This is a genomic window from Hydrogenophaga taeniospiralis CCUG 15921, assembly GCF_001592305.1.
Lineage (GTDB): Bacteria > Pseudomonadota > Gammaproteobacteria > Burkholderiales > Burkholderiaceae_C > Hydrogenophaga > Hydrogenophaga taeniospiralis.
This window is the reverse complement of the sequence record NZ_BCWR01000018.1, coordinates 172,262-188,053: the sequence shown is the minus strand read 5'-3', so window position 1 is coordinate 188,053 and position 15,792 is coordinate 172,262. Positions and strand designations below refer to the sequence as shown.

The following is a 15,792-nucleotide window of genomic DNA, read 5'->3' as shown; positions in this document are numbered from 1 at the left end:
TGGCGCCGTCGCGCGATGCGCCACCGATGCCCCAACAGGGCCTGCACGCCGACCTTGCGGCTCGGTTAAGGGGCAAAGGCAAGAGTTGACCTCGTGCCGCCGCCGCGCCAGTAGCAGGGATTGCTCGGTAGCTGCCAAGATTAGAGAAACGGGCACCGATCAGTTGATGGGGTCAGAATCGTTGCTTGCTTCATGGCCCTAGTCACAGCAACTCGTAATGCGAGCAATGCTTGTGCGCTCTCAGTCTCGGTGGCATTACCTCGAAGAATTTTTCCTTGATGAGTGCCTTCATAAACTATTACTTCACTGAACTCCTTACCTTTGGATTTATGAATAGTCATCACATGGATTCCTTTCCAATCCCTCAGGGATGCGGAAAAGTGCTCTTGAAGGAGTGCGTCTCGAACCGCAATCTCTGCACCAGAGTACGTGCCTGTTGACCGCCAAAGTTCATTAAGCCGGGAACGCAAGGCAGCACCTTTGTGCAGAAGTCTAAGATATTTCGCGTCTGCGGCTACTTGCTGGATTACGTCGACACCACTTGAATGAAGTAGGTTTCGGATTGTAAGCCAATCAATGCCAGGATCGCCGGAAAGGTATAGATCAAACCGTGCTTGCGCTACCTCTTTAGCAGCTTCAATGATTTTTTTTCTCTTCGGTCCTTTGATTGTGCCGGAAGCTAAATAACCGTCCATGGCATTGACTAAATCTAGCTCGGTTTGATTTGGTAGCTTCGCCCCTTTACGTCCACGAATATGAACGCATAGGTTGCTGACAAGTCGCCGCGCAATTTCTGCAGAACTTAGACCACCTTCCAATAATGACGCGATAAGAACTGCAGCCAAGGATGGTGCCTCGGTATCAAGAGCAACATCATGATTGAGCGAGGGAAAGCCATCAGTGTCCGCGCTCAAATAATCAGAGGTCTGTAGCATTAGCTGTTTTGTTGGGACTAAAATCGCAAGTGACCACTGATTTTTGCTATCTTTGACGAGTCTTCGAAGGCTCTTAAGTACCGCAGCCTTCAATGGGAAAAGATGATTGCGTCCTCGATAAAATCCGTATGATTCAATCGTAACATTTGAATATTTCCTTCCAATATTCGATTTGGTGAGGAGATCGTTGCCGAAGGTGCCAATATCTGTGCCATTGCTGCGATGATTTTCCGATCCAAAGTCAAATGTACAAGGCGAAAAATCTGCAATAAATTCGCTTATCCGCTTCGGATCTGCACCTCGGAACTCATAAATACGCTGTTCTGCATCTGCTAAAGCAAGAATACGACTTTGTTGTCCGATTGAACGTATTAATGACCATTCATCTCGGTTTGTATCCTGGAATTCATCCAAAATAATGATGGGGTATGCATCGCAAATGATTTGATGTAATGATCTGCTGCGAGTCAGAAGAATCGCTGCAGTCTCTGCGAATAGGTCGAAATGAAGAAGGCCATCTTCAATGAATAGTCGTCGCTTTTCATTTAGTCGATCTTCTTGCGACTTGAATGTTGATAGTCGCGCTGCTGCTTCTGGAGGGGGCAACAGATTGATCGATCTTCCATCTCGTATCAAGTAGCCATGACTACGTAGAAGGTTCCAAGTGAATCCGTGATAGGTATTTATCTCCAGTGACGCGAAGTCCTTTGAGGAGAGTAGCTTTTCGGCATGTTGGGCCACGCGGGCAACAGTAGCTCGCGCAAAACTTAAGAAAAGTATCCGTTGACCCGGCTTCAGTGCCCCTGACCGGATCTCCTGATCGGCTTTGAGGAGTGCTATCGTCGTTTTTCCCGAGCCAGGTCCGCCTAGGACGATGGCATTTCCCGTTGTGGCCAATAAGGCCTTTCTTGATTCAGATAGCTCAATGATGGCGTTCATTAGGTAGCCGACCCGGAGAATGGGTCAATATTCGCCATTGCCTCAATTCCAATTTCAATATTTTTTGGTTCGATCACAGTTTGAATTGCGATAAGTGTATCGACTATGAACTTTGGCATTTCTTCTTGTGAGCAAGACAGCAGGAAATCCGCTGCTGCACCATGTCCTTTTGCCCATTTGAAGAAATCACGCATGCTTGCGAGAAGATCTGGATAAGGCATTGCAGCTGTAGGTGTTTTCGATATGAGGTGGGTTGGCCACTCTCCATCATCTATCAGGCTTGCGGCATATCGTCGGATGGCAACCTCAGTTGTTCCATTCAATAAGACGTTTTCAAACCCCTTTTCAGCTGCCTCATAAGGATATTTGATGGTGGCTTGAATTGCGGCTCGCTGCTCTGGAGACTGTTGATCGAAGACGGCAAAAACAATTTTCCCCAGCTTTTTGTAGTGCTCTCCCAATAGCGCAACTTGGGAATCTGTCTCTGCATCAATAATAGCGACCCCTAATGCTTCGAGAGAGCGGAATTTTTCAGGATGTAGCTCGTGCAATCGACGGGCGGCAGCCGGATAGGCGTCGTATTCAGTTCTGCCTTCGGCGATCAGAACTCTGCGGGAAAGCAATGCTTCACAGAATCGCTTTCGAACTTCTGTCTTATACCCCTTGGGTTTAACTGATGGGGGATATGTGGCGGGGACAGCAGATAGAATGCCATTGTTTCGAGTTAAAACTAACACCTGTTCTGGCTTGAATTCCTCAAGCACATATGGCGAGTGGGAGGTAAAAATGGCTTGAGCAGACTTCTTTCGGACTCCATCAATGATCCGTTTTTGTGTGTGAGGGGGAATTGCAATTTCCGGCTCCTCCATGGCGAAAATAACATTCTGCCTAAGATCTGCGATTAGTGAAAGCAATGCCAGCACCAACGTGTTTATAGTGCCTGTACCTTGATGTTGAAAAGGCGCGGCATATTCGGTGCCATCCTCACGTTTTGCCCCGGTCTCCATGAATACAGTCAGTGTTTTACGCAACGTGTCCCTGGTGAGGTCAGATACTCGCATATGAGGACTGCTGAAGGAGTCGGCAGGCATAAATCCCCGAATCGCAGATTGCACGCTTGACAAGATCTCACTTATTCCAAATTCAGGCTTATCTGCGACAGGTAGGATGCGGAGTTGCTCCAATATTTCTTCCCAGATTTTGAAACTCTTATCCTTTTGCAATCTTAGAATAATGTCCAGTAAGGAACCACGCTCAAGACTTAGAGCCCGGCTCCCTGTTCGTAATGTTCTGAGATATAGAAAACCGCATAGTCTTTTGTCTGAAGTCTTAAATGAATCATAGCTTCCGTCGTCTTTAGGAGGAGACATGAAGCGCGTTGATCCGATAAAATCGTCTTCTTCTGCGTCATAACTACCTGTAAAACCAACGCGTAATGCAGGTTTTACAGAGGGCTTATCTGTGCCCTCTGGTGGGGGGCCATCAAGAAGTGCTTGAATCTCTTCATCCCACCATTCAATATGGTCGCGAAAGTGTCTGGTCTGATCTTCGCTTAGATCTGAAACGACCACTTCGATGTTAATAGAAATGGGCGTTCCTTCATTGTTGATGTATTGGCCGGCATAAAAGTCGTGTTCATCAATAACTGGTCGACGTGACAATCTCTCAGGGCCAAGAACTAAATCAATTGCTTCCAATATTGAGGATTTTCCAATGTTGTTGTCGCCCACCATGACAGCATGGGATGGTATTAATAGCCCGCCATTTTTGATTCCGCGAAAATTTTCAACTTTTAATTTTGTGATTCGCATTGCGTTTCTTTCTTATGTGTTTGTTATCAAGTCTTGATTTAAGGTTTTAGAGGGCGTGGTGTGGCGAAAATTTAAGATAGATCGGTAGTCATATTTGCTCTTTATGAGGCCAATATTTTCAAAAATGCAGAGGCCTTTGGTCGGATTAAAGTCTTGTCTTGCACGCCTTGATATTCGTGGATCTCTTTCATAACCCATCCGGTGCCTTCGTCATAAACCGACTAAACGGATCCTCCCGGTAATCCGCAAACGGCCCGCAATCCACGAACCCGAATTTCCGGTACATCGCAACCGCCGCTTCAAATCCTGGCGTGGTGCCGGTTTCCAGGCTCACGCGGGCGTAGCCGCGTTGCCGGGCGATGGCGAGCAGTTCGGTGAGGACGGCTTGGGCGGCGCCTTGGCGCAGGTGGCGGGCGGCGGTGCGCATGGACTTGATCTCTCCGTGCCCGCCCTGGGTGGGGGTGCTGGGCGTCAGCTCTTTGATGGCGCCGCAGGCCAACAGCTGATCTTGGGAGTCATCGCCGTTGCCATTGCCGCCGCGGCGCCACGCGGTCAGGAAGGTGATCTCGGGGCGGCGCAGGCTGCTCAGGTCGAGCGCGTGCACGCTCTCGGGGGGTGACTCGGCGTGCATGCCGGCCATGTGCTCTTCCAGCAGGGCGATCACCTGCGGGTGCGTGAGTTCGCGGTCGATGCGGATGTCCACAGGGCTCCCTGATGTGGTTTTTTCTGGGAGCCATTCTGTACGTCTTGTTACCCGTACAGCAAGGGGTATGGGCCCGGGTGTGCGTGATTTGGCACACGCCGCGCTGGCGTTTGTGCCTTGTTGGTGCCTTCTTTCTTCTTCGCGTCGGCTTGGGCCTTTACGGCGCGATCTTGCGTTTCAGCGCCTGGGCCACGGGCTGGGGCAGATTGGGCAGGGAGCGCAGCAGCCAGGGCAGTAGCTTGCGCTTGGCGCCGCTGAGCGATTCGGGCACCACCGCTTCAATCAGGTGCGGCCCGGGGTGGGCCAGCGCGTATTCGAGCGCTTTCAAGAAGTCTTCGGTGGTGGTGGCGCGCACGCCGTGCACGCCCATGCCCTGGGCGAGCTGGGCGAAGTGGAGCACCGGGCCGTGCAGGTCCAGTTGCGACTTGGCCTTGGGGCCGGCCTCGGTGGCGCCCACGCGCTCCAGCTCCACGTTGAGCACGGAGTACGAGGCGTTGTTGAAGATGATGGAGGTGACGTTGAGCTGCTCGCGCGCCATGGTCCAGAGCGCTTGCAGGGTGTACATGGCGGTGCCGTCGCCAATGAGCGCGAGCACGGGCCGGGTGGGGCAGGCAATGGCGGCGCCCACGGCGTTGGGCAGGCCCTGGCCGATGGCGCCGCCGGTGAGGGTGATGAGGTCGTGGCGCGGCGCGCCGGCGGTCATGGCCGAGAGCATGAGGCCCGAGGTGATGGCTTCGTCGATGACGATGGCGTGTTCGGGCAGCAGGTGGCCCACGGCTTTGCAGACCTTGGCGGCGTTGAGCTTGCCGCGCGGGCGGCCGGGGCGCTGCGCGGCTTGCAGCGCGGGCTGGGCCTGGGCCGCGCCCAGGGCGGCGGCGAGCTTGTGCAGGCTGCCCACGGCGTCTTGCTCGGGGCTGGCCAGGGTGTGCACGGTGCAGGTGTCGGGCACGAGGTCGCTTTTTTTGCCGGGGTAGGCAAAGAAGGAAACGGGGGCCTTGGCGTCCACCAGCACGAGGTGTTGAACCTCGGCCAGCTGCACGCCGGCCATTTCGGCCAGGTAGGCGATGCGCTCCACCGGTGGCAGGCCGGCGCCGCGCTCCAGCCGGGTGGGGAACACCTCGGCCAGCAGCTTCACGCCGCTGTGCGCGGCCACCCGCGCGGCGGCCAGCAGGCCGGGCTCGCGCAGCGCCTGGCCGCCGAGCAGAAAGGCCGTTTTGCCACCCGAGCGCGCGGCTTGCGAAATGGCTTGCGCGATGGCGCTCACCGTGGCGTCGCTGGCGGCTTCGGGCTGGGGCAGCGGCGGCGGTGGGCAGGGCTCGCCGCCTTCGCCCCACGACACGTCGGCCGGCAAGATGAGCGTGGCCACCTGCCCGGGCAGGCCGCGCGCGGCGGTGATGGCGTCGGCCGCGTCGCGGCAGAGTTCGGCGGTGGTTTGCGAGGTGCGCACGAAGCCGGGCGACACGTTGCGGGCCACGGTTTCTATGTCGGACTGCAACTGGGCGTCGTAAACGGTGTGGAAGGTGGCGTGGTCGCCCACGATGTTGACCACCGGCACCCGGCCTTTGCGGGCGTTGTGCAGGTTGGCCAGGCCGTTGCCCAGGCCGCAGCCCAGGTGCAGCAGGGTGGCGGCGGGCTTGCCGGCCATGCGGGCGTAGCCGTCGGCCGCGCCGGTGGCCACGCCTTCAAACAGGGCCAGCACGGCGCGCATGCGCGGCTCGTGGTCGAGCGCTGCCACGAAGTGCATTTCGCTGGTGCCGGGGTTGGTGAAGCAGACGTCGACGCCGGCGTCCACCAGCGTTTTCATGAGGGCTTGTGCGCCGTTGGGCATGGGGGTCTCCTGGGCGGGGTGGATGCGAAAAGGGGGCGGTTTGCTCAGGCGGCGTGGGGCTGCGTGTTGGCAAAGCGCCGCATGGCGAGCGCAAACACCAGCCCGCCGGCGTACATGAGCACGCCGTACAGCGCGCCGGGTATGGCCATGGCGTCGTCTTTCAGCACGCTGCTGGCGATCACCAGCGCCAGGGCGGCGTTCTGCACCGCCGTCTCGATGCCCAGCGTGACCGACTGGCGGCGCGAGAGGCGGACCGCCCGCGCCACCCCGAGGCCCAGGCAGAGCATGGTGATGTTGAGCGCGAGCGCAAACGGCGCGAGCGAGGCGAAGTTGTCGCGCAGCAGGGCCCAGTTTTTCACCACGGCCAGCAGCACGATCAGCACAAACAGCACGGTGGCCACGCGCGTGGCTGTGGGCTCGAAGCGCTGAGCCCGGGCGGGCCAGCGGTGGCGCGCCCACATGCCCAGGCTCACCGGCACGCCGAGTACCAGGGCCACCTGGCCCATCATCAGGCCCACGGGCACGTTCACTGCGCGCGCCGCGCCCAGAAAGTGGCCCAGCGCCCAGGTGACGACGAAGGGCAGGGTGAAGATCGTCATAACGCTGGCCACGGCGGTGAAGCTCAGCGCCAGCGCCACGTCGCCACGCGCCAGGTAGGTCAGCAGGTTGGAGGTGCTGCCGGTGGGGCAGGCCGCCAGGATCATGAAGCCCACGGCGAACACGCCCGTGATGCCCAGGGTGGTGAGCATCAGGTAACACACCAGCGGCAGCAGCACGAAGTGGCACAACACGCCCACCAGCAGCGCGCGCGGCTGCGCCAGGATGCGGCGGAAGTCGGCGGGGGTGAGCCCCAGGCCGAGCGAAAACATGATGAAAGCCAGTATCAGCGGCAGCATCACGCCCGAAATCACGTCACCTTGCATGGAGTCTCCTGGCTATTTTTTTGGGGAGCGAAAGAATGGCTCAGCCGGCCGCACGTCCGGCGGCGATGGAGCGCGCCGCGGCCCGCGCGGTGAGGATGCAGCCGGGCAGAAACGTGCCTTCCAGCGAGCGTTTGCCGTTGGCCCCGCCGCCGCCAAAGCCGGCCGCTTCGCCCACGCAGTAGAGGCCGGCGATGGGCTGGCCCGCCGCATCGAGCACGCGGCTTTGCAGGTCGGTGCGCAGGCCGCCCAGGCTCTTGCGGGTGATGAGCTGCATCTGCACGGCGATGTACGGCCCGGCCCCGCGCATCTGCAGCGGGGCGGGTTTGCAGGTGCGCAGCCGGTCGGGGCCCCATTGGCGGGCGTGCTGGATGCGGCGGATCTGGTCGTCGTTGTGCAGCCGGTTGCCGTGGGCGAAGTTGGCGTCGAAGGCGTCGGCGGTGGCCTGCAGCGTGGCGGGGTCGATGTCGTGCGAACAGGTCAGCGCGTTCATCTTCGCGGCCAGCCCGGCGAGCGTGTCGTCCACCAGAAAGTGGCGGCTCTCGCGCTGCATCTGGCGCACCAGGCGGTGGTTGCCCAGCAGCGTCTCTTTCAGGAACTGCGGCATCTGCCGGTCGCGGATGCGCTGGTTGTGTTCGGCCCCCGAAATGGCGAACTCCTTGGCCGCGATGCGCCAGTTCAGCAGGTGCCAGGTCCAGGGCTTTTCCTGCGCGGCCACGCGCTGGCACAGCCAGTGGGTGTCGAAGCCGGTCACCAGCGGCTCGGGGCCGATGCGCTCGCCCCGGTGGTTCAGCCACAGGGCCGATTTGCAGGGAATGCTGGACAGGCCATGGCCCTCGAAATGCGGGAAGGGGTGGGGGAAGCCGGCGGCGTAGTTCCACATCTCGCCCGCGTGGGCGATGTGCCCGCCCAGGTGGTCGGCCACCCAGTGGTGCAGCCGGCCGTCGGCGAACGGGTGGGCGCCGTTGAGCAGGGTGGCGGGCAGGGGGCGGTCTGGCGGCCAGTTGGCGCGGGTCTGCGCGTGGCTGCCGTTGATACCGCCCATGGCCAGCACCACCACCGGCGCCTGCAGGTGCAGCTCGGCCCCGCTGGCTTCGTCCACCGCCACCGCCCCGGCCAGCTGGCCGGCCTGCTGCTCCAGCGCGGTGATGCGGTGGCCGTGCAGCACGGTCAGGCGCCCGCCCTGGCCGGCCTCGCGCAGGGCGGCCACCAGGCGGCGGGTGAGTTCGCGCGCGGTGCCCCAGACGATGTGGTAACGCGGCAGGCTGTTGCCGTCGCCGTTCAGCCCGCGCTCCACCCAGTTCACCGCGGGCATGAAGGTCACGCCTTCGCCCAGCAGCCAGTCGTACACCCCGGTGCGCGAATGCTCCACGTAGTGGCGCGCCCACTGCAGGGCGTGCTCGTCGTCGGGGGGCAGTTCGCCAAAGCGCAGCCAGTCGCGCAGCGCCCGCTCGGGCGTGTCGGGGATCTTCATGCGCGCCTGCAGCGGCGTGCCCACCAGCGCCATGCCGCCAAAGGCCCACAGCGCCAGGCCGCCGAAGCGCTCGGGCGTGTCGCGGTCCACCAGCGTCACGCTCTGGCCCGCGCGCAGCGCTTCCAGCGCCGTGACGATGCCGGCCAGCCCACCTCCGGCCACCACCACATCGGATAACCAACGCTCTGCCATGTCTTGTCTCCTTGCGCTGTTGTGCCGGGGCCTTTGGGGCGCCCGCTTGCTGGAGCACACGTTAGCCGTCTATCATCGCCAGCGATTGACTTTGCAGGACAACACGATTGACTTCACAGGCCACGGTCTCCATGAGCTGGGTGAACACGGTGCTGGATGCGGCGCAGCGCCAGGGCGTGTCGCGAGAGGCGGTGCTGGCCGCCGCCGGCATCGCCCCGGCCGAGCTGCAGGCCGAGCGCTGGCCCATCGACCACATCACCCGCCTGTGGCGCGCGGCGGTGCGGTGCACGCAAGACCCCGGCTTCGGCCTCAAGGCCGGCGCGGTGGTGGGGCCGGCCAGCTTCAACGTGGTCAGCTACCTGCTGCAGTCGTCGCCCACGCTGCGCGAGTCGATCGCGGTGGTGCAGAAATACCAGCGCCTCATCAGCGACGGCGGGCGGTTCCAGGTGATCGCGGGCGCGCAGACCAGCTGGGTGGTGTACCACCCGCGCCAGGGCGAGCTGGCCTTCAGCCCGCACCAGATCGAGGCGGTGCTGGCCGCCGTGGTGGCGTTTTCGCGCTGGGTCACCGGCCGCGCGGTGCGGCCGCTGAAGGTGCAGTTCAGTCAGGCGGCGCTGGGCCCGCTGGGCGGCTACCGCGAGGTGTTTCAGTGCCCGGTGGAGTTTGACCAGGCCTTCAGCGGCGTGTTGCTGGACAACGCCGTGCTGGACACCCCGCTGCCCCAGGCCGACGCCCAACTGGCCCACCTGCACCACCAGTACGCCGCCGCCCGGCTGGCGGCGCTCACGCCGCCCCAGCGCGACACCCTGGCGCAAGACCTGCGCCGCTGGCTCGACACCCAGCTGCAAAACCCCAGCGGCCAGGCCAGCCCGGCGCCCAGCCGCGAACGCGCCGCCCAGATGCTGGGCCTGGGCCCGCGCACCCTGGCGCGGCGCATGCAGGCCCAGGGCCTGGACTTTTCCACCCTGCTGGACGAAGCCCGACGCGACGCCGCCCTGCACGCCGTGGCCCACACCCAGCGCGCGCTCGCCGACATCGGCCACAGCCTGGGCTTCGCCGAACCCAGCACCTTCTGGCGCGCCTTCAAACGCTGGACGGGGAAGACGCCGGCGCAGTGGCGGGGGCGGTAGGGGGTTGGGGCACCGGTGCTGTGTCGCCAAAAGACGTCAATACTCGCCGTTGGCGTTTCCATTTCCTGCGCCAGCCGCTACAGTTCGTGCCCTGCGGTTTGGCCGTGATCTTCAACGATCACCTGAGCGCAGCAACCCCCACCCATCAACCCCCTCAACCGGAGATCAACATGCAAAAGAACACGACCTCCCTGTGGGCTGGGTCAGCGGTGGCGGGGCTTTCGGTTTAACCGTCGGTCAAACCTCCCCCACTTTTTGTTCCGCGCCCCACGGCGCTGCCTGACGCGAAAGCGTTGGCGGCGTGGTCGTGGTGCGCGCGCGTCTGTCCCGGTCCGGTTTCAACGTTTTTTGAATCTGGATTCTTCATGGGCAATTTTGTCAAGAAGCTGTCGGAGCGCGCCTGCGTGCTCGTGTCCGACACGACGTGGATGGAGGACGCGGCCATCGCGCAGCTCATCACCACGTCACAACTCGAGGGCATGCAGCGCGTGGCTGGCATGCCCGATCTGCACCCCGGTCGCGGTTACCCGGTCGGGGCCGCGTTTTTCTCGGCGGAGCGTTTCTACCCCGCGCTCGTGGGCAACGACATCGGCTGCGGCATGGCGCTGTGGCAGACCGACTTGCAGGCGAGCGCGGTCCGGCTGGACAAGCTGGAGAAGCGCGTGGGCAACATCGACGGACCGATGGACGATGAGGACGCGCGGGCGCTGGCCATGTCAGACGCCGATGTGCGGCCCAGCGGCCACGAGGCTTCGTTGGGCACCCTGGGTGGCGGCAACCACTTCGCGGAGTTTCAACAGGTGGACACGGTGTATGTGCCCGAGGCGCTGGCTGCGCTGGGCATTGACAAGCAGCGTCTGCTGCTCTTGGTGCACAGCGGCTCGCGGGGCCTGGGTGAGCGCATCCTGCGCCAGCATGTCGATGCCTTCGGGCACCGCGGTCTGGAGGCCGACACGCCCGAGGCGGCCAGCTATCTGACGCAGCACGACGCGGCCATGCGCTACGCGCGCTGCAACCGCACGCTGGTGGCGCATCGGCTGCTGGCGAATGTGCGGGCCGAGAGTCGCTGCGTGCTGGACGTGCACCACAACTTCGTGGCGCCGTCCGTCATCGACGGGCAGGCCGGCTGGCTGCACCGCAAGGGCGCGACGCCGTCGGACGCCGGGCCGGTGCTGATCCCCGGCTCGCGCGGGGACTACAGCTACCTGGTGCGCCCCACGCCCGGGTGCCACGACGACAGCTTGTGGTCGCTGGCGCATGGCGCGGGCCGCAAGTGGATTCGTTCGGCCTGCAAGGACCGCCTGTTCAAGCTGATGACGCCCACGCAGATGGGACGCACAGCGCTGGGCAGCCGCGTGATCTGCAACGACCGCCAACTGATTTACGAGGAAGCGCCGCAGGCCTACAAGGGCATCGACAGCGTGGTGCAGGTTCTGGTGGGCGCCGGGCTGATCGAGCTGCTGGCACGGACCAGGCCGGTGCTGACCTACAAGACACGTGGGGAGTGCTGCGAATGATCTTGCTGCAATTGACGGCCAACACCGGGCCTGAGGAATGCTGTCTGGCCGTGCGCAAGGCACTGGCGCAACTGCTGCGCGAGTGCGACGGCGCGCAGATCAAGGCCGAGTTGCTGGAGCATGTGCCCAGTGAGGTGCCGGGCAACTTCCGCTCGGTGCTGCTGGCGCTGGAGGGTGATGCCGCCGATGCACTGGCCAAACGCTGGTGCGGCAGCGTGCAGTGGGTGTGTGCCAGCCCGTACCGGCCGGGGCACAAACGCAAGAACTGGTTCATTGGCGTGGAGGTCTTTGAGACCGATGCGCCGGGTGCAACCGGCGAGCCGCTGCACGACAAGGACCTGCGCTTTGAAACCCTGCGTGCCAGCGGCCCGGGCGGCCAGCACGTCAACAAGACCGATTCGGCCGTGCGCGCCACGCACGTCCCCAGCGGCCTGAGCGTGAAGGTGCAGACCGAGCGCAGCCAGCACGCCAACAAACGCCTCGCGCGCGCCCTGCTGGCGCACAAGCTGGCAGCCCAGGCAGACGACGCCGCCAGCGCGGCCCGCAACCAACGCTGGCGGCAGCACCATGGCGTGGAGCGCGGAAACGCGGCGCGCGCGTTTCGGGGGGAGGGGTTTGTGGAGGTGTAGACCCGCAGAAGTGGAGTTGACCCACTTCGGTGGACGGGTACTGGTTTGATTCTCAAACCGTTTCGGGTGTTGTCTGGACATGCACGACGGCATCTTCGACGACATCAAACAGGGCTTGCTTGCTCCTTTCAAAGTTCAGGGGTGAGAGGTAGCCCAGGCCGCTGTGGCGGCGCCGGGGGTTGTACCAGCCTTCAATCCAGGTGAAGACCGCCATACGGGCCTGAGCCTTGCTCTGGAAGCTGTTGCGCTCGATGAGTTCGCCCTCCAGACTGGCGAAGAAGCTCTCGGCCATCGCGTTGTCGTAGGCATCACCCACCGTCCCCATAGAGGGTCTGACCTGCATCTGCCGGCATCGCTCACCAAAGGCCAGGCTGGTGTACTGGCTGCCCTGGTCCGAGTGGTGGATGACGCCCTTGGGTTTGCGCTGCTCCAGCGCCATGTTCAACGCTGCCAGCACCAGGTCGGCGGTCATGCGTTCTCCCATGGCCCAGCCCACCACGCGACGGCTCCAGACATCGATGACCACGGCCAGATAGAGGAACCCCATCCAGGTCGGCACATAGGTCATGTCGGCCACCCACAACTGGTTCGGACCAGTGGCATGGAAACGGCGGTTGACCAGGTCATTGGCCGGGGTCTGATGCCTATCGCGGCGAGTGGTCACGGTGAAGCCACGGCGCTTGCTGATGCCATAGATACCGGCTTGCCGCATGAGGCGCGCCACGCGCTGGCGGCTGATGCACACACCTTGCTCGATGAGTTCGGCACGCACCCGGGGCATGCCGTACGACTCGTAGGAGTCACGGTGAATCTGGCGGATACGCTCGGTCATCACCGCGTTGGCGATGCTGCACTGGGAAGGTGCACGTTCTCGCCAGGCATAGAACCCGCTGGCGGAGACACCGAGCACGCGGCACATGGTGCGCACGGGGAGGTCGGCCTGGTTTGCCATCACGAGTCCGAAGACTTCGTTGAAGTCGCATCGCTGCGACCGGCAAACCAGGCCGTAGCCTTTGCCAGGATGTCGCGCTCCATCTGGACCTGGCGCAGCTGGCGACGCAGGCGCACGAGCTCTTCTCGCTCAGCAGTGGTCAGGCCTTCTTTGCCAGGTAAAGGCTTGCCGTCGTCGATGGCGGCCTGGCCGACCCAGTTGGTGATGGATTGGGCGGTGACACCGAACTCACGCGAGAGCTGCGCTGGTGAGCGACCGGCTCGAACGAGCTCGACCATCTGCTGACGGAATTCCGCCGGGTACGGCGGTCGTACTTTGGACATTTGCGACTCCTTGAACACAAAGAATGATGTGTCCACGGAACCGGGTCAACTCCAGAAGTGCGGGCGACGGACGGCTACGCCACCTGTGCGTGCAGCCGTACCCCAAGAGCCTTCGCCACCTTGAGCACGGTGGCCAGGCTGGGGTTGCCGTTTTCGCTCAGCGCTTTGTAGAGGCTCTCGCGGCTGAGACCACTGTCTCGTGCGACCTGGGTCATGCCCTTGGCGCGCGCAATGTCGCCCAGCGCGCGGGCGATGCCTGCTGCGTCGTCGGGCGCGTCGGTGAGCCAGGCGTCGAGGTAGGCGGCCATCTCTTCGGGCGTGCGCAGTTGCTCGGCCACGTCGTAGGCGACGGTCTTGGTTTTGGGTGTAGCGGTCTGGGCCATGGCGTTGCTCCTAGAGGTGGCGGGCGAGTTCCAATGCCGCCTCAATGTCTTTCTGCTGGCTGGACTTGTCGCCACCGGCCAACAGGACGATCAGCTCCCCGTTGCGTTCTGTGTAGTAAATGCGCGAGCTGTTCGGTCCCTGAGGGCGTTGATCCAGTCCCGATAGACCTCGGTCATCTGTACGCGCATGCGTGCATGTGTAGTCTATGGGATACGATTGTCAATTCACCGATGCCTTCCGCCCATCACAACCCTTACCCCCGCCGCAACATCCGCGCCGCCAGCACACTGGCCAGCAGCACCAGCGCGCTGCCCGTGAGCGCGGTGAACTGCAGTGCGTCGGTGAAGGCGGCGCGTGCCATGAGGGTCAGTGTTTGCGCCGCTTCGGCGGGCAGGCGCTCGGCCACCGCGAGTGCACCGCCGAGTGTGGCGAGCGATTCCGGGGGCAAGCCTTCGCCGCCGGCCTGCGTGAGCTGCTGGCGGTAGATCAGCGTGCCCGCGCTGCCGAACAGCGCGATGCCCAAAGCGCCGCAGAACTCCGAGCTGGTCTCGGCGATGGCCGAGGCCGCGCCTGCGCGTTCGGGCGGCGCGGAGGTGATGATCTGTTCGGTGCCGATGGCGAACACCGGCGCCATGCCCAGGCTGACCACGACCATGCCGGCCACCAGCACCCAGAGCGCCCAGGGGCCGTCGGCCCACACCATGAGCAGCATGCCGGCCGCGGCCGCCGCGAGGCACCACACCATCACCGGCCCGGGCCCGTAGCGCCGCGCCAGCCAGGGCGCCAGCACCATGGAGCCGAACACGAAGCCGCCCGCCCACGGCACCGTGGCCCAGCCCGCCTGCAGCGGCGAGAGCGCCAGCACCATCTGCAGGTGCTGGGCAATGAAGATGTAGATGCCGAACATGGCCAGGCACGACAGCCCGTAGGCCATGATGGCCGTGCGGAAGCTGGGGATGGCGAACAGCCGCAGTTCGAGCAGCGGGTAGTCAATGCGCTTCTGGCGCCGCACGAACGCCACGCCGAGGGCCAGGCCGGCGAGCAGCAGCGCCAGCCGCCCGGGGCTCGGCCCATATTCGGCCATGGCTTTGATGGCGTAGATCAGGCTGAGCACGGCGCTCAACGAGAGCAGCACGCTGGCCGGGTCGATGCGGCCGGCATTCTCGTCGCGGTACTCGGGCAGCAGGCGCGGCCCGAGCACCAGCAGCAGCGCCATCACCGGCACGGCGGGCAGGAACACCGAGCCCCACCAGAAGTGCTCCAGCAGCCAGCCGCCCACCAGCGGGCCGATGGCGCTGCCGACCGAAAACGCGGTGATCCACACGCCAATGGCGAACTGGCGCTGCGTCTCGTCGTGAAACATGTTGCGGATCAGCGAGAGCGTGGACGGCGCCAGCGTGGCGCCCGCAATGCCCAGCAGCGCGCGCAGCACGATCAGCTCGGCGGGGGTGCGCGCGAAAGCGGCCAGCACCGAGGCCGCCGCAAAGAAGGCCGCGCCGATCAGCAGCAGGCGGCGGCGCCCGATGCGGTCGCCCAGCGTGCCCATGGTGATCAGAAAACCGGCGACCAGAAAGCCGTAGATGTCGATGATCCACAGCAGCTGCGAGGCGCTGGGCGCCAGCGCCCGGCTCAGCGCCGGCACCGCGAGGTTGAGCACCGTCAGGTCCATGGCGTAGACCAGACAGGGCAGGGCGATCACGGCCAGTCCCCACCATTCGCGGGGGGTGGCTCTAGCCACCTTGGCTGGCGGTGGCGGGTTGTTCGGACGGTTCATGGTCTTGAGCGTATTCGTGTTCCAGCAGCGCGCAGACCGCCGCCGCCTGCTCCCTGTGGTCGGGACTCGTGGCTACCCAGGCGGTGATCGCGTCCCAGTCCGGGCGGGGGAAGCCTTCGGACATCTGCAGCAGCGGATTCAGCATCAGCGGTGGGACTCCCGACGCCTCGATGTGGTCTGGAGGATGGACCACCAGGTCGACGTTGTCCTCAGATGAGGCTGGATGGGAGGCGCTTCCCGCGCTCCCGAAAAGGCGCTTCCACCAAGGTGTGCTCAAGTTG

At 63.1% G+C, this 15,792-nt stretch carries 13 protein-coding genes; 3 read left to right on the top strand and 10 right to left on the bottom strand.

Going from position 1 to position 15,792, the window contains the following annotated elements; all coding sequences use genetic code 11:
• Nucleotides 1–140: 140 nt before the first annotated feature.
• From HTA01S_RS24880 to HTA01S_RS20045, 6 genes are all read right to left on the bottom strand, one after another.
• A complete protein-coding gene (locus tag HTA01S_RS24880) occupies nt 141–1,874 on the bottom strand; it encodes a UvrD-helicase domain-containing protein (protein ID WP_084236343.1) in 1,734 nt (577 codons plus the stop codon).
• Complete coding sequence (locus tag HTA01S_RS24875) at nt 1,874–3,685, bottom strand: ATP-dependent nuclease (protein WP_084236341.1); 1,812 nt, start codon at nt 3,683–3,685, stop codon at nt 1,874–1,876. The genes HTA01S_RS24880 and HTA01S_RS24875 overlap by 1 nt, the downstream gene beginning before the upstream one ends.
• Before the next feature lie 187 nt (nt 3,686–3,872).
• Nucleotides 3,873–4,325 (bottom strand): GNAT family N-acetyltransferase, encoded by a 453-nt coding sequence (locus tag HTA01S_RS20060; RefSeq protein WP_084236362.1) that lies wholly within the window; start codon nt 4,323–4,325, stop codon nt 3,873–3,875.
• Between the two features lie 220 nt (nt 4,326–4,545).
• Nucleotides 4,546–6,216, bottom strand: a complete 1,671-nt coding sequence (locus tag HTA01S_RS20055; protein ID WP_068174522.1) for an acetolactate synthase large subunit — start codon at nt 6,214–6,216, stop codon at nt 4,546–4,548.
• A 44-nt stretch (nt 6,217–6,260) separates the two neighbouring features.
• Complete coding sequence (locus HTA01S_RS20050; RefSeq protein ID WP_068174521.1) at nt 6,261–7,139, bottom strand: bile acid:sodium symporter family protein; 879 nt, start codon at nt 7,137–7,139, stop codon at nt 6,261–6,263.
• A gap of 40 nt (nt 7,140–7,179) precedes the next feature.
• Nucleotides 7,180–8,802, bottom strand: coding sequence for an FAD-binding protein (locus HTA01S_RS20045; protein WP_068174519.1), 1,623 nt, complete (start codon nt 8,800–8,802; stop codon nt 7,180–7,182).
• A gap of 107 nt (nt 8,803–8,909) precedes the next feature.
• Here HTA01S_RS20045 and HTA01S_RS20040 point away from each other — a divergent pair, with 107 nt between their 5' ends.
• From HTA01S_RS20040 to prfH, 3 genes are all read left to right on the top strand, one after another.
• Nucleotides 8,910–9,932, top strand: coding sequence for an AraC family transcriptional regulator (locus tag HTA01S_RS20040; protein WP_068174517.1), 1,023 nt, complete (start codon nt 8,910–8,912; stop codon nt 9,930–9,932).
• 365 nt (nt 9,933–10,297) lie between these two features.
• A complete protein-coding gene (locus HTA01S_RS20035; RefSeq protein WP_068174515.1) occupies nt 10,298–11,449 on the top strand; it encodes an RNA ligase RtcB family protein in 1,152 nt (383 codons plus the stop codon).
• Nucleotides 11,446–12,078 carry a peptide chain release factor H gene (gene prfH, locus HTA01S_RS20030; RefSeq protein WP_068174514.1) on the top strand — a complete coding sequence of 211 codons (633 nt, stop codon included), beginning with the start codon at nt 11,446–11,448 and terminating at the stop codon, nt 12,076–12,078. Before HTA01S_RS20035 ends, prfH begins: the two co-directional genes overlap by 4 nt.
• Before the next feature lie 52 nt (nt 12,079–12,130).
• Here prfH and HTA01S_RS20025 read toward each other — a convergent pair.
• The 4 genes from HTA01S_RS20025 to HTA01S_RS20005 form a co-directional block, all read right to left on the bottom strand.
• Nucleotides 12,131–13,353, bottom strand: a protein-coding gene (locus HTA01S_RS20025) for an IS3 family transposase (protein WP_157572195.1) whose coding sequence is annotated in 2 segments (ribosomal slippage) — nt 12,131–13,086 and nt 13,086–13,353 — 1,224 coding nt in all. Because the reading frame shifts where the segments join, the coding sequence is not laid out codon by codon here.
• Nucleotides 13,354–13,427: 74 nt separating this feature from the next.
• Nucleotides 13,428–13,736 carry an addiction module antidote protein gene (locus tag HTA01S_RS20015; RefSeq protein WP_068174510.1) on the bottom strand — a complete coding sequence of 103 codons (309 nt, stop codon included), beginning with the start codon at nt 13,734–13,736 and terminating at the stop codon, nt 13,428–13,430.
• Nucleotides 13,737–13,990: 254 nt separating this feature from the next.
• Nucleotides 13,991–15,511: an MFS transporter gene (locus HTA01S_RS20010; RefSeq protein ID WP_157572194.1), complete on the bottom strand. Its 1,521-nt coding sequence runs from the start codon at nt 15,509–15,511 to the stop codon at nt 13,991–13,993.
• Nucleotides 15,468–15,656 (bottom strand): hypothetical protein, encoded by a 189-nt coding sequence (locus tag HTA01S_RS20005; RefSeq protein ID WP_068174508.1) that lies wholly within the window; start codon nt 15,654–15,656, stop codon nt 15,468–15,470. The genes HTA01S_RS20010 and HTA01S_RS20005 overlap by 44 nt, the downstream gene beginning before the upstream one ends.
• Nucleotides 15,657–15,792 lie beyond the last annotated feature (136 nt).

What these genes read in the sequence shown, in the direction of transcription:
- HTA01S_RS24880 (WP_084236343.1), bottom strand. Translation starts at nt 1,874, where the DNA reads ATGAACGCCATCATTGAGCTATCTGAATCAAGAAAGGCCTTATTGGCC.
- HTA01S_RS24875 (WP_084236341.1), bottom strand. Translation starts at nt 3,685, where the DNA reads ATGCGAATCACAAAATTAAAAGTTGAAAATTTTCGCGGAATCAAAAAT.
- HTA01S_RS20060 (WP_084236362.1), bottom strand. Translation starts at nt 4,325, where the DNA reads ATGGCCGGCATGCACGCCGAGTCACCCCCCGAGAGCGTGCACGCGCTC.
- HTA01S_RS20055 (WP_068174522.1), bottom strand. Translation starts at nt 6,216, where the DNA reads ATGCCCAACGGCGCACAAGCCCTCATGAAAACGCTGGTGGACGCCGGC.
- HTA01S_RS20050 (WP_068174521.1), bottom strand. Translation starts at nt 7,139, where the DNA reads ATGCAAGGTGACGTGATTTCGGGCGTGATGCTGCCGCTGATACTGGCT.
- HTA01S_RS20045 (WP_068174519.1), bottom strand. Translation starts at nt 8,802, where the DNA reads ATGGCAGAGCGTTGGTTATCCGATGTGGTGGTGGCCGGAGGTGGGCTG.
- HTA01S_RS20035 (WP_068174515.1), top strand. Translation starts at nt 10,298, where the DNA reads ATGGGCAATTTTGTCAAGAAGCTGTCGGAGCGCGCCTGCGTGCTCGTG.
- prfH (WP_068174514.1), top strand. Translation starts at nt 11,446, where the DNA reads ATGATCTTGCTGCAATTGACGGCCAACACCGGGCCTGAGGAATGCTGT.
- HTA01S_RS20015 (WP_068174510.1), bottom strand. Translation starts at nt 13,736, where the DNA reads ATGGCCCAGACCGCTACACCCAAAACCAAGACCGTCGCCTACGACGTG.
- HTA01S_RS20010 (WP_157572194.1), bottom strand. Translation starts at nt 15,511, where the DNA reads ATGAACCGTCCGAACAACCCGCCACCGCCAGCCAAGGTGGCTAGAGCC.
- HTA01S_RS20005 (WP_068174508.1), bottom strand. Translation starts at nt 15,656, where the DNA reads ATGCTGAATCCGCTGCTGCAGATGTCCGAAGGCTTCCCCCGCCCGGAC.